Source organism: Paraburkholderia sp. GAS333, assembly GCF_050435665.1.
In the GTDB taxonomy this organism is placed as follows: Bacteria; Pseudomonadota; Gammaproteobacteria; order Burkholderiales; family Burkholderiaceae; genus Paraburkholderia; species Paraburkholderia fungorum_A.
In genome coordinates, this window is record NZ_JBNDKS010000004.1 from 400,878 (window position 1) to 425,438 (window position 24,561).

Annotated in this window: 20 protein-coding genes; 12 read left to right on the forward strand and 8 right to left on the reverse strand. The window is 61.4% G+C overall.

All coding sequences use genetic code 11. The features are described from left to right. Positions 1–28: 28 nt before the first annotated feature. Positions 29–862 carry a class II glutamine amidotransferase gene (locus tag ABH945_RS23760; RefSeq protein ID WP_429252124.1) on the forward strand — a complete coding sequence of 278 codons (834 nt, stop codon included), beginning with the start codon at positions 29–31 and terminating at the stop codon, positions 860–862. 36 nt (positions 863–898) lie between these two features. Here ABH945_RS23760 and ABH945_RS23765 read toward each other — a convergent pair whose 3' ends face one another. Continuing rightward, the gene (locus tag ABH945_RS23765; RefSeq protein WP_429252125.1) at positions 899–2,668 is read right to left on the reverse strand and encodes a cobaltochelatase CobT-related protein; all 1,770 of its coding nucleotides are present in this window, start codon (positions 2,666–2,668) and stop codon (positions 899–901) included. A 5-nt stretch (positions 2,669–2,673) separates the two neighbouring features. After that, on the reverse strand, positions 2,674–3,918 hold the full coding sequence (locus ABH945_RS23770; protein ID WP_429252126.1) for an AAA family ATPase: 1,245 nt from the start codon (positions 3,916–3,918) through the stop codon (positions 2,674–2,676). 561 nt (positions 3,919–4,479) lie between these two features. On the opposite strand from ABH945_RS23770, the gene ABH945_RS23775 reads away from it, so the two are divergent. From ABH945_RS23775 to ABH945_RS23795, 5 genes are all read left to right on the forward strand, one after another. Then, positions 4,480–5,565, forward strand: coding sequence for a porin (locus ABH945_RS23775; protein WP_429252127.1), 1,086 nt, complete (start codon positions 4,480–4,482; stop codon positions 5,563–5,565). Positions 5,566–5,832: 267 nt separating this feature from the next. Beyond that, positions 5,833–6,315: a sugar dehydrogenase complex small subunit gene (locus tag ABH945_RS23780; RefSeq protein ID WP_074768712.1), complete on the forward strand. Its 483-nt coding sequence runs from the start codon at positions 5,833–5,835 to the stop codon at positions 6,313–6,315. Then, positions 6,315–7,934 carry a GMC family oxidoreductase gene (locus tag ABH945_RS23785; protein ID WP_074768710.1) on the forward strand — a complete coding sequence of 540 codons (1,620 nt, stop codon included), beginning with the start codon at positions 6,315–6,317 and terminating at the stop codon, positions 7,932–7,934. Before ABH945_RS23780 ends, ABH945_RS23785 begins: the two co-directional genes overlap by 1 nt. 2 nt (positions 7,935–7,936) lie before the next feature. Continuing rightward, a complete protein-coding gene (locus tag ABH945_RS23790; protein WP_429252128.1) occupies positions 7,937–9,223 on the forward strand; it encodes a c-type cytochrome in 1,287 nt (428 codons plus the stop codon). A 347-nt stretch (positions 9,224–9,570) separates the two neighbouring features. Then, a complete protein-coding gene (locus tag ABH945_RS23795) occupies positions 9,571–9,816 on the forward strand; it encodes a DUF6723 family protein (RefSeq protein ID WP_074768706.1) in 246 nt (81 codons plus the stop codon). A gap of 78 nt (positions 9,817–9,894) precedes the next feature. Here the strand turns inward: ABH945_RS23795 and ABH945_RS23800 are convergent, their stop codons facing one another. After that, a complete protein-coding gene (locus ABH945_RS23800; protein ID WP_429252129.1) occupies positions 9,895–10,131 on the reverse strand; it encodes a hypothetical protein in 237 nt (78 codons plus the stop codon). 166 nt (positions 10,132–10,297) lie between these two features. Here ABH945_RS23800 and ABH945_RS23805 point away from each other — a divergent pair, with 166 nt between their 5' ends. The 3 genes from ABH945_RS23805 to tkt all read left to right on the forward strand — a co-directional run bounded on the left by ABH945_RS23805 (position 10,298) and on the right by tkt (position 13,727). Further along, positions 10,298–10,561 (forward strand): hypothetical protein, encoded by a 264-nt coding sequence (locus ABH945_RS23805; RefSeq protein ID WP_429252130.1) that lies wholly within the window; start codon positions 10,298–10,300, stop codon positions 10,559–10,561. Between the two features lie 176 nt (positions 10,562–10,737). After that, on the forward strand, positions 10,738–11,283 hold the full coding sequence (locus ABH945_RS23810; protein WP_074768700.1) for a cupin: 546 nt from the start codon (positions 10,738–10,740) through the stop codon (positions 11,281–11,283). A 365-nt stretch (positions 11,284–11,648) separates the two neighbouring features. Continuing rightward, entirely contained in the window at positions 11,649–13,727 is a 2,079-nt protein-coding gene (gene tkt / locus ABH945_RS23815) for a transketolase (RefSeq protein WP_429252131.1), read from the forward strand. 82 nt (positions 13,728–13,809) lie between these two features. Here the strand turns inward: tkt and ABH945_RS23820 are convergent, their stop codons facing one another. The 5 genes from ABH945_RS23820 to ABH945_RS23840 all read right to left on the reverse strand — a co-directional run bounded on the left by ABH945_RS23820 (position 13,810) and on the right by ABH945_RS23840 (position 20,460). Further along, the gene (locus ABH945_RS23820; RefSeq protein ID WP_074768696.1) at positions 13,810–14,895 is read right to left on the reverse strand and encodes a hypothetical protein; all 1,086 of its coding nucleotides are present in this window, start codon (positions 14,893–14,895) and stop codon (positions 13,810–13,812) included. Positions 14,896–15,119: 224 nt separating this feature from the next. Further along, positions 15,120–16,205 (reverse strand): cell division protein ZapE, encoded by a 1,086-nt coding sequence (zapE, locus tag ABH945_RS23825; RefSeq protein WP_429252132.1) that lies wholly within the window; start codon positions 16,203–16,205, stop codon positions 15,120–15,122. A gap of 146 nt (positions 16,206–16,351) precedes the next feature. Then, complete coding sequence (locus ABH945_RS23830; protein WP_253189729.1) at positions 16,352–18,673, reverse strand: hybrid sensor histidine kinase/response regulator; 2,322 nt, start codon at positions 18,671–18,673, stop codon at positions 16,352–16,354. A 13-nt stretch (positions 18,674–18,686) separates the two neighbouring features. Further along, entirely contained in the window at positions 18,687–19,499 is an 813-nt protein-coding gene (locus ABH945_RS23835; protein ID WP_074768690.1) for an alpha/beta fold hydrolase, read from the reverse strand. Positions 19,500–19,557: 58 nt separating this feature from the next. After that, complete coding sequence (locus tag ABH945_RS23840; protein WP_429252133.1) at positions 19,558–20,460, reverse strand: YihY/virulence factor BrkB family protein; 903 nt, start codon at positions 20,458–20,460, stop codon at positions 19,558–19,560. A 257-nt stretch (positions 20,461–20,717) separates the two neighbouring features. Between ABH945_RS23840 and ABH945_RS23845 the strand changes: the two genes are divergently transcribed. The 3 genes from ABH945_RS23845 to ABH945_RS23855 all read left to right on the forward strand — a co-directional run bounded on the left by ABH945_RS23845 (position 20,718) and on the right by ABH945_RS23855 (position 24,448). After that, the gene (locus tag ABH945_RS23845) at positions 20,718–21,830 is read left to right on the forward strand and encodes a ligase-associated DNA damage response exonuclease (RefSeq protein WP_143026340.1); all 1,113 of its coding nucleotides are present in this window, start codon (positions 20,718–20,720) and stop codon (positions 21,828–21,830) included. Further along, a complete protein-coding gene (locus ABH945_RS23850; protein ID WP_429252134.1) occupies positions 21,827–23,503 on the forward strand; it encodes an ATP-dependent DNA ligase in 1,677 nt (558 codons plus the stop codon). Before ABH945_RS23845 ends, ABH945_RS23850 begins: the two co-directional genes overlap by 4 nt. 474 nt (positions 23,504–23,977) lie before the next feature. Continuing rightward, positions 23,978–24,448: a response regulator gene (locus ABH945_RS23855; RefSeq protein WP_429252135.1), complete on the forward strand. Its 471-nt coding sequence runs from the start codon at positions 23,978–23,980 to the stop codon at positions 24,446–24,448. The last annotated feature ends 113 nt before the right edge of the window (positions 24,449–24,561 follow it).

Consider the following 24,561-nt stretch of genomic DNA (forward strand, 5'->3'; position numbering starts at 1 on the left):
CGCCGTCTGTTTATAAAGGAGACGCTCCATGTGCCGCTGGCTTGCTTATACCGGCAATCCGATTCAGCTCGAAACGGTGCTGTTCAATACCAAACATTCGCTGATCGATCAGAGCCTGCATTCGCGGGTCGGCCATACCACCACGAATGGCGATGGCTTCGGAATCGGCTGGTACGGTCATCCGACCGACATTCCATTCCGCTACCGCTGTATTCAACCCGCGTGGAGCGACCGCAATCTGCGGGAAGCCGCGCGTGCGATTCACGCGCCGCTGTTCGTCGCGCACATTCGCGCGGCAACCGACACGCCGTCGCAGGAAACCAACTGTCATCCGTTCCGTTACGGACGCTGGCTGTTCGCGCACAACGGGCTGGTGCGCAACTATCCGTCCGTGCGCCGCGATCTGATGGTCGCGATCGACCCCGATCTGTTTCCGTCCATTGAAGGGTCGACCGATTCCGAAGTGCTGTTTTTTCTCGCGCTGACCTTTGGCCTGGAGTTGGCGCCCGTTACGGCGCTCGAACGGATGGTCGCGTTTGTCGAAGAAACCGGGCGCAGGCATGGCGTGGAGCAACCGCTGAACATGACGGTCTGTGCGACCGATGGCGAGCAGATCGTCGCCGTCCGTTATTCGAGCGAAGGGCAGTCGCGCTCGCTGTTTCACAGTACGTCGTTTCATCATCTGCACGAGTTGTACCCGGACGATCCGCGCATCGTCGCGGCGGGAGAGAACGCGTTTCTGGTACTGTCGGAGCCGCTAGGGGATTTGCCGGGTTTCTGGGAAGAGATTCCAGAATGCACGGTAGTGGTCGCGCGCGGCGGAGAGATCGAGCGATATCCGTTCAAGCCCCAAGCTGCGTAGCCAGCATTGTGAAACTAGCGCTATATCTGAACGGCGCTATCGGGTCAGCAGCATCGAGCTCAATACCGAGAACACGGTCGACGGTAACTCGGCAAGGCGGCTGACCACCACGTTATGCGGATAGAAATCCTCGACCGCATCGGTCAGTACGCCGATTCCGACCAGTTCGATGCCGCGCTTGCCGATTGCCGCCACGCGCTCCCGCAGGTCATGGCGCAGCACTTGCGGATTGCCGTCGCCGGTGGACGGGTAGCCGTCGGAAAACACCATCAGGATGCGCCGCTCCGCCTGGTGATCCGCGAGGCGCGTTGCGGCCCACGCGAGCGCTTCGCCATCGGGATTCTCATGACCGCAGTCGATTTCCGCGATACCGCTGAGATCGACTGCACCGAAGCGTTTATAAACCTTCAGATCGAGTCGCTCGACAAACCGGTTGTAACGCCGTAAATCCGCACCGGCCGCAAGCTGGCGTTCATAAAGCTGCTTCATGGCAGGCGATTCGACCGAGCAATAACCGAGTACTTCGCAATCGAACGATAGCTGCGTGAGCGCGTCGCACAATGCGGTTGCACAAAGGCGCGCGAGTTCGATCTTGCGCCCGGCCATCGAGCCGCTGCGGTCAATCAGCAGCGTCACCGCGACATCGCGTCCCTTGGCGGCCCGCTGCGTGCGAAACGGCGTGCGGTAGCCCGGCGACGTCGCGAGCTTCGCCAGCGCGGTGCGGTCAATCTCGCCGCGCTCCTGTTCGCGACGCCAGCGGATGCGCTCGTCGGCGCTCAGCGCGCGTTCGAGTTTTTCCTTGAGCGGTGCGGTATCGGCGCGGGCTGCGGCTTTCAACGCGCGCCACGTCGCGCTGTCGCCCTGACCGGTGAGATCGGTGACGACGTCGAATTCGGTAGCGAGCGGAATGGACAGCCGCGCACGCGCCGGGTTCGTCGCGACCGACCCCGCTTCGCCTTCGGAGCGGGAAGACGGCTGCGCCGCGTCGGCGAGCGTCTGCCCCATGCCGACCGCGCTGTCGGCCTGCGCGCCAGTGCTTCGATCGGACGGTGGCGCGGCGGCGCTGTCGTGCCCGGGCACGCTGGTTTCGTCGAATGAGGCCGACGCGGCCGATTCCGTGTCGATATCTTCAATGGCATCGGCGGTGAACATCATGCTGTTCACGTCTCCCGCCGACAAAGCCCTGACACGCGCCACCAGCGCCTGCGCGGTCGCGATGCTCTCGCGGGTCGAGCGACTGCCGCGCGCGTCGTGCAGCAGGTCCTGCGACGCGTGCAACGCGGCCAGCAGCGAATGGACCGCCTCGCTGCGGGTCGGCGCTTCGTCCCACAGCGTGCGCTCGACCAGCCACACCAGACGGTCGCGCCAATGCATGGCCGGCCAGCGTTGCCGCACCCGTTCCGCAGCATGCTCACGTAATTTACCGATGAACCAGCGCGCACCGGGATACTCGTCGAGCAGTTGTCCGCACACGCGGCGGTCGTCGATCACCTGGGCGAGATTCGCGGCGACGCCCGCAGGCAGCGCGTCGAGTTCATCCAGCGCCGCGTGTTTGGCGCGCGCGACCAGCAGGTCCAGATAGCCGACCAGCACGTCGCGTTCGACCTCGCTGTCGGGTTCGTAATCGGGAATCACAATGCGGCCGGGCTCGACACGCGGCCCGTCCGGGCTGAATACGACGCTCACGCCGTATTGTCCGGTGAGCACGCGAGCCACTTTGCCGAGCGTCGATTCGAACGCGAAACCGCGCGTATCACGCGTATTGCGCGCTTCTCGCGTGTTGCGGACTCCGCGCGCGGCCTGCATCGCGCTCACTCCGAGCCGGCCGGTGCAATGTGATGGCGGATGATGCCGCGAATCAACGCCGCATCTTCGGGACTGACCTTTGCGTAAATCGCCGGTCCCGCCGCGCGCTCGGGGTCGCCGGTGCGCATCATCAGCTCGGCCCAGTCGAGCAGGCGGCGGGTCGAGAACGCGCTCGACAGGTCTTCGCGCGCGAACGCCGCGCGGCAGTCGGCGGCAATGGCCGCGAGCGTCGTGGCGAGCGGACGCGTCATATTCGGCGATAGCGTTCGCAGCAACACGTCGGCTTCTTCGGCGGGCGTCAGATAGTCGAGCAGATACACGCGCCAGCGGTCCAGAAACGCCTCGTTCATCAGATTCGCGCCCTGATACAGATGACGGAACTGGCTCATCGCGCCCACCGCGTTCGCGGTCGCGAAGAGGCGGAACGACGGATGCGGCGCGACGATCTCGTTGCCTTTCTCTTTCAGCACGAGTCGGCCGTGCGGTTCGAGCACGGCGGTGAGCGCGGCGAGAATCGACGGTTCGGCGAAATCGATTTCATCGACGATCAGCCACAGGCCTTCGCGCATCGCCGTGGGCAGCACGCCGTCGACCCACAATGTTTCGCCGCCCTTGACCGTCCAGAAGCCGACGAAATCGCCCACCGTGGTTTGCCCGTTCATGTTCGAGCGCAACACGCCGTGCCGCGAGCGCGCCGCGACCTGTTCGATCAGGCTGGTTTTGCCCGCGCCGGTGTGACCGATCAGCATCACGCGCCGGTTCTCGACAATGTCTTCGACGATGTCGTTAAAGCGCGGGGAAAACAGATAGGCCGGATTCAGGCGCGGCACGAGCGGACCGTCTGCGCCGCACGGCACGTCGAGGTGGCCGATGCGGACTGTCTCGACACCGTCTTCATTCAGCTTGAGCTTCTGCTTCGCCGCCGCAGCGAGCGTCGCGACGCGCTGCAATTCCGGCATGAATGCAACACGTTCCGTTGCGCTCTGTTCGCTTTCAATAGTGTCAGCGTCGATCGCAAAGCCCTCGCGACGCCATTTCTTCAATTTCGCGCGCAGATTTTCCGCATCGACCACCAGATCGATATCGACCGATCCGCGGCCGTTGGCGTGGTCGACACCATGTTCCAGCCGATAGGTTTCCGGGCGATCGGCCACGCTGACGCGCCACCATTCCACGCCGCTGTCCGTTGCGCGTTGGTACATGCCAAGGCGGCCAAGGTTTTCGTCTTCGGTCAGTTCGGGCGCGTTCATCGCAGCAAGGTGGATCGTCAGGTAGTGAGTGACAAGCGTGGCATTTCGATTTGGCTGATGCCAAAGGACCGACTATCTTATCTTGGGTAGCTTCCAAACTTCTTCGCCAATGCGCTTCAAGGCACGCCGATTGCGTGCTGGCTTTTTCGTTGTCGAGTTTATCGTCCGCAAAAGTTTATTGCGTCAAACGGATAGGTTATCAAGCGTGTATCCCCTTATAGTTCGACCGCCTGGCGGATGTAGTTTTACAACATCACGTGATGCAGCCAACCTTGAATTGAAGCCGGCACAGGTTCGATTCCTGGATGAACCGGGCAACCCTCAAGCCGCGAATTCAGTATGGGTTGACAACCGGTTAGCCGTTTAGCCAGCCGTTAGCGCGCGGTCGGCGCAATCGGCGCAACGGGTTTTGAAAAGTCTCATAGCCTTTCCGTTTGCAGTCCGCGACAGGGATTCATGTGGAGCGCGCGTCAAGTAGTCTGGTTTCAGCAGCAATCCGCTTTGCCTCACATTGCGACAGAAAAAACTCCCGGCAAAACAATGCGACTATCTAAAAAATTAATGGCAGCCCTGGCGGTGGCGAGTCCTTTGGCCTATGGTCAAACCAGCGTGAGCCTGTATGGCCGGCTCGACGCAGGCGTGGAATATCTGAATCACATCAACGACGGCGCAGGCGGCAGTTCGAGCCGCTGGAGCGCGGAAGGCGGCGATTGGGGCACCAGTATGCTGGGCCTCAAGGGCAACGAAGATCTCGGCGGCGGCCTCAATGCAATCTTCAACCTCGAAACCGGTTTGCAGGTGATGGACGGCACGACCAGCGGCGGACGGCTCTGGTCGCGGCGCGCGTTCGTCGGTTTGAAAAGCGAGCAGTGGGGCACGTTGCAGGCTGGCCGTAATCTTTTTATCGACAGCGACGGCGTGTGGGAATTCGACCCGTTCGTGCAGCAGGCGTTTTCATCGGCGTCACTCGTGCGTGGCCGCAACTGGCAGCAGACCAGCAACAACGTCGAATACAAAAGCCCGGTGTTCTGGGGCTTCGACGTGCAGGGTCAATATTCATTCGGTAACCAGCCAGGCTCGTTCAATAGCGGTGCGCCCGGCGAATTCGGCCGCTCGGACGGCATCATGCTGAGCTATCACTCGCCGCTGTTCGACGCGCGCGGCATCTACGACGAACTGCGCGACAGCAACGGCCGCTTCAGCAACATCTTCCAGGCATCGCGCGAATATTTCGTCGCCGCCAAGGCGCATTTCGATTCGTGGATCGTCCAGGGCGCGTACACGCATTACTCGGCGCCGGACTCGCCCGCCGGTGTCGCCGATACCGCCGATCACTACTGGCTCGGCGCGACCTACAACTTCCCGCAACGCTGGGCGGTGACAGCGGGCGGTTACTACATTCATGTAGGAGAAGGCGATGGCGACGTCGCGCACGACCCGGCCGGTCACGCGATGATGTACGTGCTCGGCACCACCTACAACATCACCAAGCGCACCTTCCTGTACGGCACGGTCGGTTATGTGCGCAATGGCAGCAATTCGAATTTCTCGCTCGAAGCGTCGCCGCGCGATTCGACGAGCAACACGAGTCCGCTGGTGGGTGAGTCGCAAACCGGCGCGTATGTCGGGATGCTGCATCAGTTTTGACGGATTGCATTGTTTGATGTCGTAGTGACACGGTAATAACGCAGTAGAAGCACAACCGGATCAGGCCGGCCCATCGCGCAGGTAGCACAGGCCGACAGCAACAACGGGATCACAAGTCGCGCGTGGTTGCTGCTGCATCGTCCGTTGTACTGGCTGGTGTATGACCCGATGCAGTGCAGGCAGCAAGTATTGAAAAACGCCTCACAAGGGATAAAAGGGATAAAAAAATTGACTCCACAAGACTCTCACGACGGATCCCCACTGGGGATGTCGTCAGGCACGCTCGGTGAAGCGTCGTCGATCAGCCGCCGTCGCTGGCTGCAGGGCGCACTCGCGCTGACGATGGCCGGTCTCACCGGTTCGCTCGCGCTCAAGGCGATCGCCGACGATGCGTCGGCGCCGCCGCTCGACGCGTTCATGACCCTGTCGCAATCGCTGACCGCGAAGAACGGTCTCGATCGCGATGTCGGCGCGCGTCTGCTGGCCGCGTTGCAGAAGTCCACGCCCGATCTCGCGCAGCAGTTGCCGAAGCTGGCCAGTGCGCTGATCGCCGGTTCCGCCGACGACGCGCAACAGGCGCTCGCGCTGAAGATCATGGAAGCCTGGTATCTCGGCACGGTCGACAACACCGTGATTACGTACGAGCAGGCGCTGATGTACACCGTGGTCTCCGACACGCTGGTGATCCGTTCGTATTGCGCCAATCAGCCCGGTTACTGGGCGCAGAAACCCGTCGAGAGGCAAGACTAATGGCCGACGCACAAAAGACCGAACAAGCCGATGTCGTCGTGGTGGGCTCGGGCGTCGCGGGCGCGATCGTCGCGCATCAGATGGCGCTTGCGGGCAAGTCCGTGATCCTGCTCGAAGCCGGGCCGCGCATGCCGCGCTGGGAAACCGTCGAGCGGTTTCGCAATCAGTTCGACAAGTCGGATAACTCCGCGCCGTATCCGTCCACGGCATGGGCGCCGCATCCCGAATACGGTCCGCCGAACAATTACCTGATCTTGAAGGGCGAGCACAAATTCAACTCGCAGTACATTCGCGCGGTGGGCGGCACGACGTGGCACTGGGCGGCGTCGGCGTGGCGCTTCATGCCGAACGACTTCAAGATGAAGACCGTCTACGGCGTGGGCCGCGACTGGCCGATGGAGTACGAAGAACTCGAAGCGTACTATCAGCGCGCCGAAGAGGAACTCGGTGTATGGGGCCCCTCGGACGAGCAGCTCGGTTCGCCGCGCAGTGCGCCGTATCCGATGGCGCCGCTGCCGATCTCGTACAACGAGCAGGTCATCAAGAGCAAGCTCAACGCGTACGATCCGCACTTCAATGTCGTGACCGAACCGGTCGCGCGCAACAGCCGTCCGTACGACGGCCGCCCGACCTGCTGCGGCAATAACAACTGCATGCCGATCTGCCCGATCGGCGCGATGTACAACGGCATCGTGCACGTCGAAAAGGCCGAGGCCGCGGGTGCGAAGCTGATCGAAAACGCGGTCGTGTTCAAGCTCGACGTCGGCCCGGACAAACGCATCACCGCCGCGTTGTACAAGGATCCGCAGGGTGTCGAGCATCGCGTGGAGGGCCGCTATTTCGTGCTGGCCGCGAACGGCATCGAGACGCCGAAGATCATGCTGATGTCCACCAGCGCTGACTTTCCGCATGGCGTGGGCAACAGCTCCGACATGGTCGGCCGCAATCTGATGGATCACCCCGGCACCGGCGTCACGTTCTACGCGGACGAAAAGCTGTGGCCCGGCCGTGGCCCGCAGGAAATGACGTCGCTGATCGGCTTTCGCGACGGCGCGTTCCGTTCGACAGAGTCGGCCAAAAAGATCCACCTGTCGAACATGTCGCGCATCGATACGGAGTCGGCGAAGATTTTCAAGCAGGGCAAACTGATCAAGGCCGCCGATCTCGACGCGCAGATTCGCGACCGCTCCGCGCGTTTCGTCGAGTTCGACTGCTTCCACGAAATCCTGCCGCAACCCGTCAACCGCATCGTGCCGAGCGCGACCGAGAAGGACGCGATCGGTATTCCGCGTCCCGAGATCACCTATCAGATCGACGACTACGTGAAGCGTGGCGCGGTGCATACGCGTGAGGTGTACGCCACCGCCGCGAAGATTCTCGGCGGCACCGAGATCGAGTATCAGGACGAATTTGCGCCGAACAACCACATCACCGGCGCGACGATCATGGGCAGCGATCCGCGCGATTCGGTGGTCGACAAGCATTGCCGTACGTTCGATCACCCGAACCTGTTCATCTCCAGCAGCGCAACCATGCCGACCGTGGGCACCGTCAACGTGACGCTGACCATCGCCGCACTTGCGCTTCGTATGGCCGACCAGTTGAAGAAGGAGGTCTGACCATGCTGAAGAAAACTCTATTCTGCATGCTCGCCGCTGCGTTTGCGCTGCCTTCTCTTGCGCATGCCGATGCGTCAGGCAGCAGCAACGACACTGCGCTGATCAAACGCGGCGAATATCTGGCGACGGCCGGCGATTGCATGGCCTGCCATACGACCGCTCAAGGCAGACCGTTTGCCGGCGGCTTGCCATTGAAGGTGCCGATGCTCGGCACGATCTATTCGAGCAACATCACGCCGGACCCGGAAACGGGGATCGGCAACTGGACGCTCGCAGATTTCGACGGCGCGTTGCGCAGAGGCGTGTCGAAGGACGGGCACAACCTGTACCCGGCGATGCCGTATGTGTCGTACGCCAAGATCAGCGATGACGATGTGAAGGCGCTGTTCGCGTACTTCCGCTACGGCGTGGCGCCCGTGAAGCAGGCCACGCGTCAAAGCGACATTCCGTGGCCGCTCAACATGCGCTGGCCGCTCAAGGCATGGAACGCGATGTTCCTCAAGAGCGGACCGTATCAGGACAAGTCGAACCAGAGCGTCGAGTGGAATCGCGGTGCGTATCTCGTGCAAGGCCTCGCGCATTGCAGCACGTGCCACACGCCGCGCGGTTTTGCGATGCAGGAAGTGGCGCTCGACGAATCCGGCAGCGGATTCCTGAGCGGTTCGGTGCTGGCGGGATGGGAGGGGTACAACGTCACGTCGTCGTTGAATAGCGGCATCGGTACGTGGACGCCCGAGCAACTCAAGCAGTATCTGCAAACCGGACACGTACAGGGTCTGGGCGGCGCAGCGGGGCCGATGGGCGAGGCGGTCGAGCACAGCTTCTCGAAGATGACCGATGCCGACGTCACCGCCATCGCGGCCTACGTTCGCACCGTGCCGGCCGTGGAAGACGGCAGCAAGCAGCCGCGCGGCTCGTGGGGCAAACCGGCGACCGACGTGACGCGTCTGCGTGGCGTGGCGATGAGCGAAGGGTCGATCGACCCGGCGCGGCTCTTCCTCGGCAATTGCGCGAGTTGCCACCAGGCGGTCGGCAAGGGCACACCGGACGGCTACTATCCGCCGCTGATGCACAACACGACGGTGGGCGCGTCGAATCCGAACAACCTGATGCAGGTGATTCTGCATGGGGTGCATCGGAGCACGTCGAACAGCGATGTCGGCATGCCGGGCTTTGCCGTGCAGTTAAGCAATGACCAGATCGCCGCGTTGACCAACTATGTGACCACGCAGTTCGGCAATCCTGCGTCCACGCGAGTGAGTGCGCAGGACGTCGCGAAGTTGCGCTGAGTCTGGTGATGTGACTAGGCGGTCAGGGCATTGGTCCTGCCCGCCTTTTTTATTCTCGCCGAAGTCTGATCAGCCGATCGCGCGTGATACACCGCGCCTGATTCACTTTCCGTTCCACCTCTTTTCAATAGTCCGCCGTACTTCCTGACCGGCGTCCTGTGTGGGTTCGCCTCAACTCCATCTTCCATTTTTCCCGCTGGATACGCGCGTTTTCATGCGTGGAACGCGTATTGCTCGACTCCGGTCAACGCGTGACGCAGATTCGGCTTCACGCATTGCACACTCATACCGGATGCGCGCAGTGGCGTACTAACCAGTGCGCGCAAAAGAGAATAGGGAAAGGGAACATGGCGCGACATAAGTCCGACGTTGCTGACGATGACTTCGAAATTTTCGCCAGCTATCACGGAACCGGCGACGGCCGATACGTAGGTGGGCTAAAGGTCATCAGGAAAGCTGACAGGAAAATACTTTTCCCGTTCGACGGTGCGCCTGAGATCGGGCCGTATGCAACTGCGGACGAAGCGCGGCGCGCGGCGGTCGATTATGGCCGCAATATCGTCGCGGCCGATCGCGCGTCGCCGGAAAAGTGACGGGTTGCTGAGCGGCGCGGCCTGGTCTGCCAGATGCCGCGCACGGTACTCCAATTCAGAAACCGCACATCCGTTTAGTCAAATCATCCCGCCTAGCGATGGCGAAACCGTGCTACCCCGGCTGGGGTCGTCAGGATGTTCGTCGGGTACAGTCGGCCGTGCAGTCAACGGCGGGTAGCTCCGATAACAACTGTCGATCGATGTATCGGCGAGGCATCGCTGGAACGCGTCGGCGTCATCTTTCTTCGCGAACGTGTACAGGGTTCGTTCTACCTGAACCTCGGTGTCGGAGACCCTGATGGTGGTCATCGTCATGATGTTCTCCTTTTTACAAGTATGGTCTGGACCGTCAATAACAGGTCCGCAACGGACGTGCCCACATTTTCGTTTCAACGCACGCGTGTCCTGAAATCGCGCGAATTGGCGGAGAGGGACCGGATGTTGCTGCATCGTTAAAGTCCCTACGAAAAAGGAGAGCGCCATGCAGGACGAACCAGCCCGCAAAAATATCGACGCGCAAAATGTTTCACCTGAAGTAAAAGCGCGCAACAAGCCAAGTGGAACCCACTACGTGGAACCCAGCCCGCTCGGAATCGAGCCGGTTGTGCAGACGGGCGTCGATAAGGCCACTAATCCTCCGCGTTCGGATGAGCGTCCGGTTCATAGCGCCGAAGTGCCGCTCGGCACGGGCGAGCATGCCGAACCTCCGGGCGGCGGCGGGCGCGAATCGCAACGCAAAGGCTAACGGTTTTTTGCGGCCCAGGCGCGGTTTATGCGCCGCTGCAGAGACGGCGGCTGCAGTCGCGTGCCTGATATTTCCGCGAGCATCGACCAGCGCGATAGAGGCCAACGCCGCGGCGAATCAACGCGTCGCATCGACGGTAAGAGAAGCAAGCGCAGTGTCAGAAACAGGAGCCAGACATGTACAACGATTCGAAGCACGGATTCGAAGCGGCTCAGACCAGCCATGAAGTTTTCATGTTGCCCCCGCACGACTGGGTGCCGAATAACCGCAAATTGCCGGTTGTTATTTATCGCCGGGCACTGTTACCGGACAGCGGCGACCTTGCTGCGGCTTTCGAACTGTTGTTCGAGCAGAACGAGTGGCCACCGCAATGGCGCGACGGCATTTTCGATTACCACCATTTCCACGCCAGCGCGCACGAGGTGCTGGGCGTGACCGACGGCTCCGCGCAGGTGATCGTCGGCGGTCCGGGCGGCCGGGTCGTCACCATTACGGCGGGCGACGCCTTGTTGCTGCCAGCGGGAACCGGCCACTGTCTTCAATCGTTCGCGCGGCATTTCAAAGTGGTGGCGGGTTACCCGGAGGGACAGCAGTGGGACATTCGCCGCGAGGCGCTGACACCGGACGAACTCGCCACCATGGAGGCGCTGCCATTTCCTGCAACCGATCCTGTCGATGGTGTGCACGGACCGCTTGTCGAACATTGGCTGCATGCAGCCTGACGACGCGACGAATCGTGCGCTTCGGATGCCTTACGGCAGGAGTGAGCGCGGCTGTCGGCACAGCGCGTCATCATCATTTTTACCCTTTAAAAAAGGCTTTTCGCAAGCGTACTGAAAGCTCCCTCATCAAACGATGACTCGTGCAGCGCATCCACCCATGCGATATGTAAAGCGCAGTGCAGGTTTGCGCGCATCGGCGCATCATCTTGAAGTCTTGCTGCGGTCTCTCTTGCGTTGTTCCCCATCAACACGGTTTGCCGGGTTCGCTCTCACGCTGCCGAACGCCAATACTTCGCGCATTGCGATTGAGTGCGAGGCGCTGCGTTCCCGGTCACTCTCCCAACCGCCGAACAAGGAGTGCTTCCATGCAAAACGATCCCGCCCTCGATCAGTTGTGCATCAATACGATCCGCACGCTGTCGATGGACGCTGTGCAAAAGGCCAATTCCGGGCACCCCGGAACGCCGATGGCACTGGCACCGGTTGCCTATCATCTGTGGCAGAACCACCTGCGCTACGACCCCGACGAGCCGCTCTGGCCGAATCGCGACCGCTTCGTGCTGTCGGTCGGACACGCGTCGATGCTGCTGTATTCGCTGCTGCATCTCGCCAACGTCAAGGCGGTCGACGAACATGGGAAGCCGACCGGCGGCCCAGCCGTCTCTTTGAACGACATCGAACATTTCCGCCAGCTCGACAGCAAGACGCCCGGCCACCCGGAGTATCGGATGACCACCGGCGTCGAAACCACCACCGGTCCGCTCGGACAGGGACTCGGCAATAGCGTGGGCATGGCGATGGCGGCGCGCTGGTATGAAAACCGTTTCAACCAGCCGGATACGTCGCTGTTCGACTACCGCGTGTATGCGCTGTGCGGCGACGGCGACATGATGGAAGGTATCTCGCACGAAGCCGCGTCGCTGGCGGGTCATCTGAAACTGTCGAATCTGATCTGGATTTACGACAGCAATCGCGTGACGATTGAAGGCCATACCGACCTTGCCTATGACGACGACGTGGAAACACGCTTTCGCGGTTATCACTGGCACACGCTGCATGTCGACGACGCGAACGATGCCGCCGCGCTGGAAAAGGCCTTCACAGAAGCGAAAAACGTGACGGACAAGCCGACGCTGATCGTCGTTCGCAGCATTATCGGCTGGGGCGCGCCGCACAAGCAGGACACCTCCGCCGCACACGGCGAACCGCTCGGCGTGGAAGAAGTCGCGCTCGCGAAGAAGTTCTACGGCTGGCCGGAAGATAAATTCTTCTACGTGCCGGACGGCGTGCACGAACGTTTCGCGAAGGGCATCGGCGCACGCGGCAAGGCGGCGCGCGCCGAATGGCAAGCGAAGCTCGACACTTATAGCAAGCAACATCCGCAACTCGCCCGCGAGTTCGCGCAGATCGAAGCGCATGAATTGCCGGCGGACTGGGACAGCGACATTCCCGTTTTCGAAGCGGACCCGAAGGGCGTGGCGTCGCGCGAATCGTCGGGCAAGGTGCTCAATGCCATTGCCGCGCGTGTTCCGTGGATGATCGGCGGCGCGGCCGATCTCTCGCCGTCGACTAAAACCAATCTGAAATTCGAAGGCGCGGGCAGTTTCGAAGCCGATAACTACGGTGGCCGCAATCTGCATTTCGGCATTCGCGAACACGTGATGGGCGCGGCGGTGAACGGACTCGCATTGTCAAATCTGCGGCCGTACGGTTCGACATTCCTGATCTTCAGCGACTACATGAAGCCGCCGATCCGCCTTTCGGCAATCATGGAAGTGCCTGCGATTTACGTGTTCACACACGATTCGATCGGCGTCGGCGAAGACGGACCGACTCATCAGCCGATCGAGCAACTGGCGTCGCTGCGTGGCGTGCCGGGTCTGACCGTGTTGCGTCCCGGCGATGCCAATGAAGTCTCCGAAGCATGGCGGGTGGCGATGTCGCAGCCGCATCGGCCGTCGTGCATCGTCGTGTCGCGCCAGCCGTTGCCGACGCTGGACCGCAGTCGCTACGCGGCGGCGAGCGGCGTGCAGAAGGGCGCGTATATTCTCGCCGACGCACCCGACGGCAAGAAGCCGCAGGTGATCCTGATGGCCACAGGCAGCGAACTGTCGGTCTGTGTCGACGTGTACGAGAAGCTGAAAGGCGAGGGCATTGCGGCGCGAGTCGTGTCGATGCCGTCATGGGACGTGTTCGAGCGTCAGGACGACGCGTATCAGGATTCGGTGTTGCCATCCGACGTGGATGCACGCGTCGCTGTCGAGCAGGCCGGTACGCTCGGTTGGGACCGCTATGTGGGGCGGCACGGCGCGCAGGTCGTGATGCATACGTTCGGTGCGTCCGCGCCGCTTGCCGATCTGAAGAAGAAGTTCGGCTTCACGCCGGAACACGTGTACGAGGCAGCGAAGCAGCAGATCGCCCGAGTTGAGTCAAGGTCGAAGTGACGTGCAGATAAGCGCCTGAAACAAGGTGTTTTATGCGAGAGCGGCGGTTTCGGGAAACTGAAACCGCCGCTTTTTTACCAGATCAATTCGCCGGAATCGTGACGACCGGCGCTTTACTGCTGGTGTCGGCTTCAGCCAGCGCCATCAGATTCTGCACGACCGTGAACGCATATTTCGAATCGAAGTCGTTGCGCTCCACCCAATATGTCGACGAGCCATAAGCAATCGACACGTATGCATTGTCAGGCGCGGCCTTGCCCGAATGAATGATGATCGTCGGCCGTGTTTCTCCGCCGATCAACCCCACGGTAGGCTTGGTCGAACCATCACTGATACGCTCGACCGGCACCTGCACCTGTGCGCCGAGGTCGGTCAGAATGCCGAGCACCGAGCGCGTGACCATCGGAATCCTGTCGCCCTTTTGCGAAGTGGACGACGGGCCGTACACCAGCTCATAGGTCCGCGTATTCGCCGACAGATGCAGCAGTTTGCGCACATGCGCGAGGTCCGCGGCGGTTTGCGGCGACTCGCCGCTGGTGGTCGCGCCCATCGCCAGGAAGACGCCCATCGGTGCATTTTTGCCGTCGCCCTGTCGCGACTCGACATTCAACTCGCCGGCCATTTGCAGCCGTCGCAGAGCTTGCAGCAGTTCGAAGAAGCCGGGCGCGCCAGCGCTGTTCTCGCCGCCCAATGCATTGCCGTTCTGCAAACCGCCGACCGATTGCGCGGTGATGCGCAACAGCAGGTCGATAGGAATACCGCCTTCGGCAAGCGGCAAAACAAGCGATGGCGCGAGCGGCCGGATATACGCGGACGCAAACGCTTCGCCGGTGGTCGGCGTGAACGTGAAGGTCGGATGATTCGAATAGGACACGCTGCCCGTCGCCGTCGCGTAGTTGGGCATGCTGCCGGAGCCTGCGTTGGCCGTCGCGCCGGCGGTGGTGTCGAACGTGTAAGCCGCGATGATGCTGCTGACGGTCAGGAACGCGGGGGCGTCGCCGTAGCGCAGACCGATTACGGCCGCGAGAATCTCGCGCTTTTTCGCGTCGCCCAACGCGCGCGCGTAGTCGACCTGATCGGCCTTGAGGCGGGCGGGTCCGATGTGGACGCAAGCGGACGTAACGCAAGCCGCGCAGAGCGCCGCAGCAACAGAAGCTGTTCTGATCATGGCAACGATGAGAGCGGATGCTAATCCGCTGATGAATGAGCCCGCAACGGCGGTAGCAGGGCGCATTCCCGCGCGGCGCGCGGTCGTCGCGAATGCTGTCTTTCAGCTGATGAATAGGGCGTTGGGCGCGATTCTGGAATCAAATCGCGCGCGCAGGATTTTCCGCTGCATTGCAAGATTTGCACGAATCGCGCTTTCGTTGCCGCGTACCAGATCGAAAAATCTCACGCGGGCTGGTTCGACATGTCGCCCACATCGTCGAGCGTGCTGCGATAAGCGCGCGACTGCATTTCAGCAAGGCGGCTCAACGTTCTCGACAGATCATGCGCGCCTTCCAGGCCGCTCAAAGCCGCCTCGACCGGATGATCGGACGCAATGAACAGCGCGCGTTTGCGATCGTAGAAAATATCGATCAGCCAGATCAAACGCTGCAACACCTGCGGTTTCGCGAGCCGCTCCGTGCGCAGATGATCGACGATCAAGCCGCTCCACTGTTCCGCGAGATCGAGATAATCGAGGTGCGAACGGCTTGCCAGACACAGATCGTCGAAGTCGGCCCACAGCACGCAGGCGCCTGCCGCGCGTGCCGCAAGCGGCCGTCCCGCTGCACTGAGGGTGACGGGCTCCACGCTCTGATCGCCTTCGTGCAAAGCGAAAATTCGTCGCAGCGCGTCGCGACTCGATGAATCGAGTGGTGAGAAAAAACGCGGCACCTGCGCCTGCTCGCCGCCAAACCGATAGTCGCGCGCGCCGTCGAAATGAATCACGGTAAAGCCGCGTTTGATCTGCCCGATGGTCGGCAGAAAGCGTTCGTGAAATTCAGGGTCGGGCAACAACGCGTCTGGCGCGTAGTTGGAGGTGAGGACAATGCGCGTGCCCTGGCTGATCGCGGTATCGAGAAAGCGCGCCATCAGGAAGGCATCGGCGATATCGTGCACATGAAATTCGTCGAAGCACAGCAGTTCGATTCCGTCGAGCCACTGCCGCGACACCGAGCCCAAACGATCGTCGCCGCGCGGCTCGCTCACGAGCCGCCGGTTCATCTCACGCAGAAATTCGTGGAAGTGCAGGCGTCGTTTGCTACAGGTTGCCAACTCGAAGGCGGTATCGACGACAAGGCTTTTGCCGCGCCCCGGCAACCCGTGGCAATACACCCCTTGCAGCGCGGACGCCGCGCGCGACCTGTTGCGATGGCGCGCCTCGTCGGCGCCGACTAGCGTAACGAGCGCCTCGATAGCGTCGCGCTGACGCGGATCGGGCGTAATCCCTCGCGCGGCCAGCGCGCGCGTGATCTGCGCTTCGTCAAACATGGATAAAGTTGCCTGCGGGTGAGACGAAAGCGCTGACGCTACCAGAGACGACCGAGCTAACGGCGATGAGCTTGAACATGACGTGATGACTTGCGTGAGGCGATGGCTTGCGAACAGCCCAGCATTTTAACAGCGAGCTAAAAAGCTCAAACCCGCTGCCGCGTCAGCACCTTCTGCAATTCGCGCGGATCGACCGGCTTGGTGAAATGATGATCGAAGCCTGCGGCGACGGCAGTCTGCTTGTCCTGCTGCTGCCCCCAGCCGGTGACGGCGATCAGCAGAATACCGGCGTCGCGATGATCGACGCGGATGCGTCGCGCGACTTCATAGCCGTTCAGCAACGGCAAGCCGATATCGAGAATCACCGCCTGCGGTGCGAATTCATTGATCAATGCCAGGCCCGCGATACCGTCGCCCGCCGTGCGCACTTCGTGGCCTTCGAGTTCGAGCACCATCGCAAGGCTGTCGGCGGCGTCGGCGTTGTCGTCGACGATCACCACACGCAAGCCGCTTGCGTGCGACGATTCCGGCGCGGCGTCGTCAGCAGGTGCAGCGGCGGTTTGCGACACCGGCAGGCGAATCACGAATTCGCTGCCCGTACCCGGGCCGCCGCTGAACGCGGCGACGCTGCCGCCATGCAGTTCAGCCAGGCCGCGTACCAACGCGAGACCGATGCCGAGTCCCCCTTGCGAGCGGTCCAACGCGGGGGCGAGTTGCGAGAACATTTCGAACACACTATCCAGATGCTCACGCGGAATGCCAATGCCCGAATCGCGCACGATGATCACCGCTTCGTCACCTTCGCGTTCGGCCGCGAGCGAAATGTTGCCGCCGGCCGGCGTGTACTTGGCTGCATTGTTCAGCAGATTCAGGATCATCTGCGACAGGCGCGTCGGGTCGGCGTCGAGATAAAGCGGCTCGCGCGGCAGCGTCACGCTCAGATGATGCGAGGACGCCTGCACGCTCGGCCGCGCAGCTTCCATCGCCGATTGCATTGCACGAGCGAGTTCGAGCCGCTGCTTGCGCAACTCGAGCTTGCCCTGAGTGATGCGCGACACTTCGAGCAGATCGTCGACCAGGTGCGTCATATGCTGCAATTGGCGGTCGAACACATCGCGTGACCAGCTCAATTGCGGATCCGCGAATTCCTTCAAACGCAGGATCTCCAGTACGTTACGCATCGGCGCGAGCGGATTGCGCAGTTCATGCGCGAGCGTGGCGAGGAATTCGTCCTTGCGCCGATCGGCTTTCGACAGTTCGAGATTGAGCCGCTGCAATTGCTGCTCGGCACGTCTGCGCTCAGTGATATCGCGAATCACGCAGACCGCGCCGTAGATATCGCCACGTGCGTTCGCCAGCGGTTTGACGACGGTTTCGCATACACCGCGCGAGCCGTTGCGTCGCACGAAAGTCAATTCGCTGCGCCACGTGCCCTCGCTGGCGAGCGCGGCAAACGCTTCGCGGCGAATGCGTAGCGCGTCTTCCGGCGGATGAAAGATCGACACGGGCTGGCCCAGAATCTCGCGCGTGCGGTAACCGAGCATGCGTTCGCCGCCGACATTGAAGTCGGTGATATTGCCGCGCAGATCGGTGATGACGATCGCGTCGCTCAGGTGTTCGAAAATCGCCGCCTGACGCAGCAGCACGGTCTGCGCTTCCTTGCGCTCGGTGATGTCGATACCGAGCCCGTAGATGGTGGCCGGTTCGCCCTGGCGGTCGTAGGTCACGCGGCCGCGGCCTTCCATCCAGCACCAGTCACCGCTCGCATGCATGAAGCGGAATTCGGCGACGTAGTCGTCGCCGGTCGCAACCGCATGATCGACGGCCTCGTTGAGCGCGCTCAGATCGCCCGGGTGAATCAGGTCGAAGAAGCCGCCGGGCATGCTCGAAAAGCGTCCTTCGGCGTAACCGGCGAGCGCTTCGAGTTCGCGGCTCCACCAGAATCTGTCCGACTTCGGCTCGTGTGACCAGGCGCCCATGCGCGCGCCGCGCATGGCGAGGCTGAGCACGTCGCGACTTTCCTGCAGCTCTTTTTGCGCAAGCTGATGCGCGGCCACCGACGCCTCGGCGTTACGCCGTGCAAGCAGCAGTTCCTGCTCGTATCGATGCCGGTCCGCGACGATCAGCATCGCCACTTCGAGGTAAATCGTCTCGCCATGACGACGGCGCACCGCGTTGAGCAGCATCGGCACCATATGGCCGTCGCGGTGCATCAGGTTCAGCTTGACCTCGGCCACCGACCCTTGCATCTGCAGAAGCGGAGCCCAGTGCGTCTGATAAAACACCTTGCCGCCCGCGCTCAGAAGATCCTGAATCAGTTTGGCGCCGGCGAGTTCGTCTGCGCTATAGCCAAGCCAGCCGCACAAGGTGGCATTGACGCGCTGAATGCGGCCGCCCGCGTCGGCGATGAGCAGACCACAGGCTGCGTGCTCGTACAACGTGTCGGCGGGTAGCGGCGAGGGGTCCATGCTATGCATCGCGTTACACGCTCATCGGCGCAAGAAAATCGATGATGGCCGCCGAACTGGCATGCGGCGAGCTGAGGTGCGGACAATGGCCGACGTTCTCGATCACGTGCAGCGTGCTGGCGGGCATCATGCGGTGCATGTATTCGCCGACGGAGCACGGCGCGATGATGTCGTCGCTGCACTGCAGGATCAGCGTGGGCGTGGTGCTGCGCGCGAGATTCGGACGGTGATCCGACAGAAAGGTGACGCGCGCGAATTGGCGCGCGATTTCGGGATCGGTGCGGCAGAAGCTGTTGGTCAACTCGATGCCCAGTTCCGGTTGTTCCGGCGCGCCCATGATGGCGGGCGCCATATTGCTCGACCAGCCGAGGTAGTTGCCTTCGAGCGTGTGCAGCAGGTCGTCGATGTCCTCGCGCGAGAACCCGCCGATATAGTCGCCGTCATTCACGTAGCACGGTGACGGACCCACCATCACATGAGCGGTGAACAGGTGAGGCTGCTTCAGGCTCGCGATCAGCCCGATCATCGCGCTGACCGAATGACCGACGAACACCACCGGTTCGCCGCCTACTTCGCGAATGACTTCGATCAGGTCGTCAGCGTAGCCATCGAGAGAGTCGTATTTCCGAACATCGTAGGCGGATAGATCGGATGAACCGCTGCCCACATGATCGAATAGCACCGTACGGTAGTCATCATGAAACGAGGGTATGAGATAACGCCACATACTCTGGTCACAGCCGAAGCCATGTGCCAGCACCATGGTCCGTTTGCCGCTGCCGGAAACCTGCACGCTATTGCGCCGGGTAATGCTCGTGCTGCTCATCGTCGAGTCCTGAGTTCTGCGTCTACCGGGATGTTACAGCAGGCGAGAACATCTCCGCTCAACCGGTTTTAATCTCCGGTTGCGCCGCCTGAACGGGCTCGTGCCCGAAGCGCTCGTATTGCGATATCACCTGCGCGCCGAATAACAGCAACGTGGCGAGCCATTCAAGGCTGAGCAGGATCACGATGGCCATCGTCAACGATCCATAGACAACGCTGACCTGCGACAACGTGGCGAAATACCAGACCAGCACGTGCCGCGTGATCTCCCACAACACCGCCGCGACGATGCCGCCAAAGAGCGCGCGTTTGATCGTCGGTCGACCGACCGGCATGACCAGATATACCGACGTCAACACAAAAATCTCTCCAGCAAGTCCTAGCAGATAGAGCACGACGCGCGAAAGTCCCTGCAACGAAACATGCAGGCCGAATAACTGGAGGCCTTCCGCGCCGATGGTTTCGAGCGCGTTCGATACGCACGTGACGATCAGCAGGCCGACGCCGAGAAACAGGATGTAGCAATACGGCAGCAAAGCGGAGAGCAGAAAGTGGCGCCGACGGACCGCTACGCGATGCACAAAGATCAGCGACATCGCATTCTCCAGCACCGTGAAGGCGAGCGAACTGAAGAAGATCATCGTCAGTAACAGCACCCAGCCGATCACCGCGCGATGCTCGAGGAAATTCGCCAGTTCCTGCACCAGCGCGTTCGGATGACCCGGCACGAGCCATCGCAGCAGATGCGCGAGCGCGGCGAGCAATACATGCTGCGGCACGACCCGCGACAACGCGATAACGATCAGAATCAGCAGCGGTACGATAGACAGCAAAGCGTAATACGCGACAGCGCCAGCCAGCAGCAACCCCTGGTTCGCGCGGAATGCCTTGAGCGTCTGCAACAGGAACCGGCCGGGATGTTTCACCACATATAACGCGTGCTGGTCGAGGATGATTTGCATGGAGCCTCGCGGTGCGAGTCGGAGATTGCCGGATTGCAGCCCGTGTCGACGCGCCTGCCTGCTTTATACCGCAAGCAAGAACGCAGCCACAGACAGAGTGCCTTTTTCCTGCGGCTTCTGTTCCCGGTCCGCTAACGGGAATGCAGTTTGCTTGGGTTGTGCGTCGGCCTGCGAACGGGCGTTCGAATGCGTGAGTTCCTCTTACGCGATTCGCCCGCTTCGGCCGGCGCTATGCGGCCAACCTGTGGAATTCGCCGATGGACTCGTTGGAACACCCATTGAACATCGTGCCGGACCAGGCGGAACTTGCCGCGGACCTCGTCGTCGCTCGACCCGAGGGCTTATATTGCCCGCCCGGTGATTTCTATATCGACCCGTGGCGACCGGTCGAACGCGCCGTCATTACGCATGCCCATTCCGATCACGCGCGCTTCGGGCATCGGCATTACCTTGCTTCCCACGCGGGGGCCAATGTGCTGCTCTCGCGTTTGCCGGGCATCACGTTGCAAACGCTGCCCTATGGCGAGCGTCTCGCGATCAACGACACGGTCGTTTCGCTGCATCCCGCCGGACATGTGCTCGGTTCGTCACAAGTGCGGATCGAGCACGAGGGACGTGTATGGGTGGCATCGGGCGATTACAAGCTCGATCCCGATCCGACCTGCGACCCGTTCGAACCCGTGCGCTGCGATACGTTTATCACCGAATCGACTTTCGGCTTGCCGATTTATCGATGGGATGCGCCGCGAGTCGTCTTCGATGGTATCGATTCATGGTGGCGTCATAACGCGGCCGAGGGGCGTGCATCTGTGCTGTTCTGCTACTCGTTCGGCAAAGCGCAGCGTGTGCTGGCGAGCGTCGACTCGGCGATCGGGCCGATCTTCTGCCATGGCGCCGTGGAGCCGCTCAATCGCGCGTATCGGGACGCGGGTGTGCGTTTGCCGCCAGTGGGTCTGGTCAGCGAGGTCGCCGCAAAAGACAAGGCCGTGTTCAGGCAGGCGTTGATCGTCGCGCCACCGTCCGCGCAGGGCAGCGCGTGGCTCAAGCGATTCGGCGACTATAGCGACGCCTTCGCCTCCGGCTGGATGCGTCTGCGTGGCGCGCGGCGGCGACGCGGTGTCGACCGTGGTTTTGTTCTGTCGGATCACGCCGACTGGCCCAGTCTGCAAACAGCGATTCAATCGACCGGCGCACAACGCGTGATCGTCACCCATGGTTCCGTGGAGCCGATGGTGCGATGGTTGCGCGAACAGGGCTTGCAGGCAGGCGCTTTTGAAACGCAATACGGAGATGACACGGTCGAAGCCGATGCGGCGGGTGCCGACGAAACCCCGACGAGCGCAGACACCTCGGCGGCGAGTCACACATGAAGCGCTTCGCTGCCCTCTACACCGCGCTCGATGCCACCACTTCGACGCACGACAAACTCGAAGCGCTCTCGAGTTACTTCGCCGTGGCCGAGCCGGAAGACGCCGCGTGGGCGTCGTATTTCCTCGCGGGCGGCAAGCCGCGTCAATCGGTGCCGACGCGTTTGCTGAGCGAAATCGCTCGTGAACGCGCAGGCTTGCCGCCGTGGTTATTCGAGGAGTCGTATCACGCGGTGGGCGATCTGGCGGAAACCATCGCTCATATCCTGCCGCCCGCTCAGCGTAGTTCGGAGTTGGGCCTCACGCAATGGATCGAACAACGCGTGCTGACGTTGCGCGGTGTCACGCCTGACGAATTGCGCACGCGCTTACTCAGCTATTGGGATGAACTCGACTGGAGCGGCCGCTTCCTGCTGACGAAACTGATCGGCGGCGGCTTTCGGGTCGGTGTCGCGCGGCAACTGGTGGTGAGAGCGCTCGCGGAAGTAGCGGGCGTCGATCATAAGCGGATTGCGCAACGCATGGTCGGCTGGACCGATTCGCAACAGACGCCGAGCGCGGCGCGCTATCTTCGTTTGATCGCACCGGAGCTGACTGCCGACGATACGCAAGCGGCCGCGCAAATCCACGATAGCGATATGGGCTTGCCCTATCCGTTCTTTCTTGCGCATCCATTACAGGCCGATCCGGCGACGCTCGGCGATCCCGCGCAATGGCAGATCGAGTGGAAATGGGACGGCATACGCGCACAACTCGTCAAACGTGCAGGACGTGTATGGCTTTGGTCGCGCGGCGAAGATCTGATCACCGATCGTTTTCCCGAAGTGACTGCATTGGGCGAAGCGTTGCCGGACGGTACGGTAATCGATGGAGAAATACTGGCATGGGAGCCTGGCGCGAGCGCGCCGCTACCGTTTGCAAGGCTGCAACCGCGTATCGCCCGTAAAACGCTGACGAAAAAGATTCTCGCCGATTCACCCGCCACGTTGCTTGCTTACGATCTGCTCGAAGCGCAAAGCCAGGATTTACGTATGACACCGCTAGCCGAACGTCGCACGAAACTGGATGCATTGGCGGCCTCTCTCGACGGTACGCTGGCGCACGATCTTCTACGCGTGTCGCCACTGGTCCGCGCGACGGATTGGCAGGCGCTATCCGTGTTGCGCGAAGAAAGCCGCGCGCGTGGCGTAGAAGGGCTGATGGTGAAAGAGCGCGAGTCGATGTACGGCGTAGGCCGCACGAAAGCCTCGGGCACGTGGTGGAAATGGAAGATCGATCCTTATGCGGTAGATGCCGTGCTTGTTTATGCACAACGCGGCCATGGTCGCCGCGCGAGTCTTTATACGGATTTCACCTTTGCCGTCTGGGACGAAGCGAACGGCGTGCGCACGCTCGTGCCGTTTGCAAAGGCCTATTCGGGATTGACTGACGAAGAGATGCGTCAGGTGGATGCCATCGTCCGCAAAACCACCATCGAAAAATTTGGTCCCGTGCGCAGCGTGACGCCCACGCTCGTATTTGAAATCGGCTTCGAAGGAATTCAGGCGAGCCCGCGTCACAAGTCGGGCGTGGCGGTACGTTTTCCACGCATGCTGCGCTGGCGCACCGACAAACAGATCGACGATGCCGATACGCTGACCATGCTGAAAGGCTTTATCGACGATCGTGCGGGATAACCCGCTGAGCGCAAACCCCTAACACGTTGCTGGTTTTAACGCGCGTTTCCTCGCTTATCCTTCAGTATGTTTATTGTCGACGTTAGCCGCTTAAGTCAGCGATAGAGGTTTGCAAACCTTCTTTTCAACCGGCATCAATAAATGGGTATAGCCGGATAAATCAAACTCGGCATCACGAGCCGCGCAATGCACGCAGCATGGGCGATGTGCACGGCCGAAGTGCGTTTCACCGACGCCACGCACACAAGAGTACTGAGTGGCGTCACTCAATTCACAGCGCGATGCAACGGGCTTCCCTTTACACCGTGAATCGTGTTGACCTGTAAGGCTTTTGCCGCGGCGCTTTGACAGAGCAACGCATCGGGCCGAAATAGTCGTACGGCAAACAGAGAGCTTTGCCTACACAGTGGGAGCGAATCTTGCGCGCGTGTTCCAAGGTGCCCGTCAGCGGCGTCGGAATAAGCTAAGGAGAAAATGGTGACGTTCTACGACCAGGTGGATAGCAACGACGCCAACGACGACGTCGTAGTGTGGCGGCCTATCAAGTATGCGATGGTCTCGCATCGTCGGGTGCTGGTGGTGGACGACTATCGCGAAGCGGCAGAAGCATTGCAGATGCTGCTGACAGCCGACGGCTTCGAATGCCGTGCGCTTGAAGATCCATTGGCGGTGTGCGCGCTGGCTTGCGAATGGCAGCCGTTCGCCGTGGTGCTGGACATCAAGATGCCGGGACTCGACGGACTGGAACTCGCTCGCCGTTTGCGGGCCCATCCGGCGACTTCGCATATGTTGCTTGTCGCATGCACCGCGTTCGCTTCACGCGACGACAGAGCGCGCGCGAAAGCCGCCGGCTTCGACGCGCATTGCGCGAAACCGTTGACGCCGGAGCGTTTATTGCGAGTGCTTGAATCGGCGGCTGCGGTGTCTGTTGCGGGTCCACCCTGAGCGCTGCGTGGACACTGAATTTTGTATATCAGCTATCTTCCTGCGGTAAGCGCTCTGTTTTTCAAAGTCCAATAGTTTCATCATATCTCGCACTGTGTTCAATGGTTGCGTGA

What these genes read in the sequence shown, in the direction of transcription:
- ABH945_RS23775 (WP_429252127.1), top strand. Translation starts at nt 4,480, where the DNA reads ATGGCAGCCCTGGCGGTGGCGAGTCCTTTGGCCTATGGTCAAACCAGC.
- ABH945_RS23780 (WP_074768712.1), top strand. Translation starts at nt 5,833, where the DNA reads ATGTCGTCAGGCACGCTCGGTGAAGCGTCGTCGATCAGCCGCCGTCGC.
- tkt (WP_429252131.1), top strand. Translation starts at nt 11,649, where the DNA reads ATGCAAAACGATCCCGCCCTCGATCAGTTGTGCATCAATACGATCCGC.
- ABH945_RS23795 (WP_074768706.1), top strand. Translation starts at nt 9,571, where the DNA reads ATGGCGCGACATAAGTCCGACGTTGCTGACGATGACTTCGAAATTTTC.
- ABH945_RS23770 (WP_429252126.1), bottom strand. Translation starts at nt 3,918, where the DNA reads ATGAACGCGCCCGAACTGACCGAAGACGAAAACCTTGGCCGCCTTGGC.
- ABH945_RS23820 (WP_074768696.1), bottom strand. Translation starts at nt 14,895, where the DNA reads ATGATCAGAACAGCTTCTGTTGCTGCGGCGCTCTGCGCGGCTTGCGTT.
- ABH945_RS23850 (WP_429252134.1), top strand. Translation starts at nt 21,827, where the DNA reads ATGAAGCGCTTCGCTGCCCTCTACACCGCGCTCGATGCCACCACTTCG.
- ABH945_RS23790 (WP_429252128.1), top strand. Translation starts at nt 7,937, where the DNA reads ATGCTGAAGAAAACTCTATTCTGCATGCTCGCCGCTGCGTTTGCGCTG.
- ABH945_RS23835 (WP_074768690.1), bottom strand. Translation starts at nt 19,499, where the DNA reads ATGAGCAGCACGAGCATTACCCGGCGCAATAGCGTGCAGGTTTCCGGC.
- ABH945_RS23810 (WP_074768700.1), top strand. Translation starts at nt 10,738, where the DNA reads ATGTACAACGATTCGAAGCACGGATTCGAAGCGGCTCAGACCAGCCAT.
- ABH945_RS23840 (WP_429252133.1), bottom strand. Translation starts at nt 20,460, where the DNA reads ATGCAAATCATCCTCGACCAGCACGCGTTATATGTGGTGAAACATCCC.
- zapE (WP_429252132.1), bottom strand. Translation starts at nt 16,205, where the DNA reads ATGTTTGACGAAGCGCAGATCACGCGCGCGCTGGCCGCGCGAGGGATT.
- ABH945_RS23760 (WP_429252124.1), top strand. Translation starts at nt 29, where the DNA reads ATGTGCCGCTGGCTTGCTTATACCGGCAATCCGATTCAGCTCGAAACG.
- ABH945_RS23785 (WP_074768710.1), top strand. Translation starts at nt 6,315, where the DNA reads ATGGCCGACGCACAAAAGACCGAACAAGCCGATGTCGTCGTGGTGGGC.
- ABH945_RS23855 (WP_429252135.1), top strand. Translation starts at nt 23,978, where the DNA reads ATGGTGACGTTCTACGACCAGGTGGATAGCAACGACGCCAACGACGAC.
- ABH945_RS23765 (WP_429252125.1), bottom strand. Translation starts at nt 2,668, where the DNA reads ATGCAGGCCGCGCGCGGAGTCCGCAACACGCGAGAAGCGCGCAATACG.
- ABH945_RS23800 (WP_429252129.1), bottom strand. Translation starts at nt 10,131, where the DNA reads ATGACGATGACCACCATCAGGGTCTCCGACACCGAGGTTCAGGTAGAA.
- ABH945_RS23830 (WP_253189729.1), bottom strand. Translation starts at nt 18,673, where the DNA reads ATGGACCCCTCGCCGCTACCCGCCGACACGTTGTACGAGCACGCAGCC.
- ABH945_RS23805 (WP_429252130.1), top strand. Translation starts at nt 10,298, where the DNA reads ATGCAGGACGAACCAGCCCGCAAAAATATCGACGCGCAAAATGTTTCA.
- ABH945_RS23845 (WP_143026340.1), top strand. Translation starts at nt 20,718, where the DNA reads ATGGACTCGTTGGAACACCCATTGAACATCGTGCCGGACCAGGCGGAA.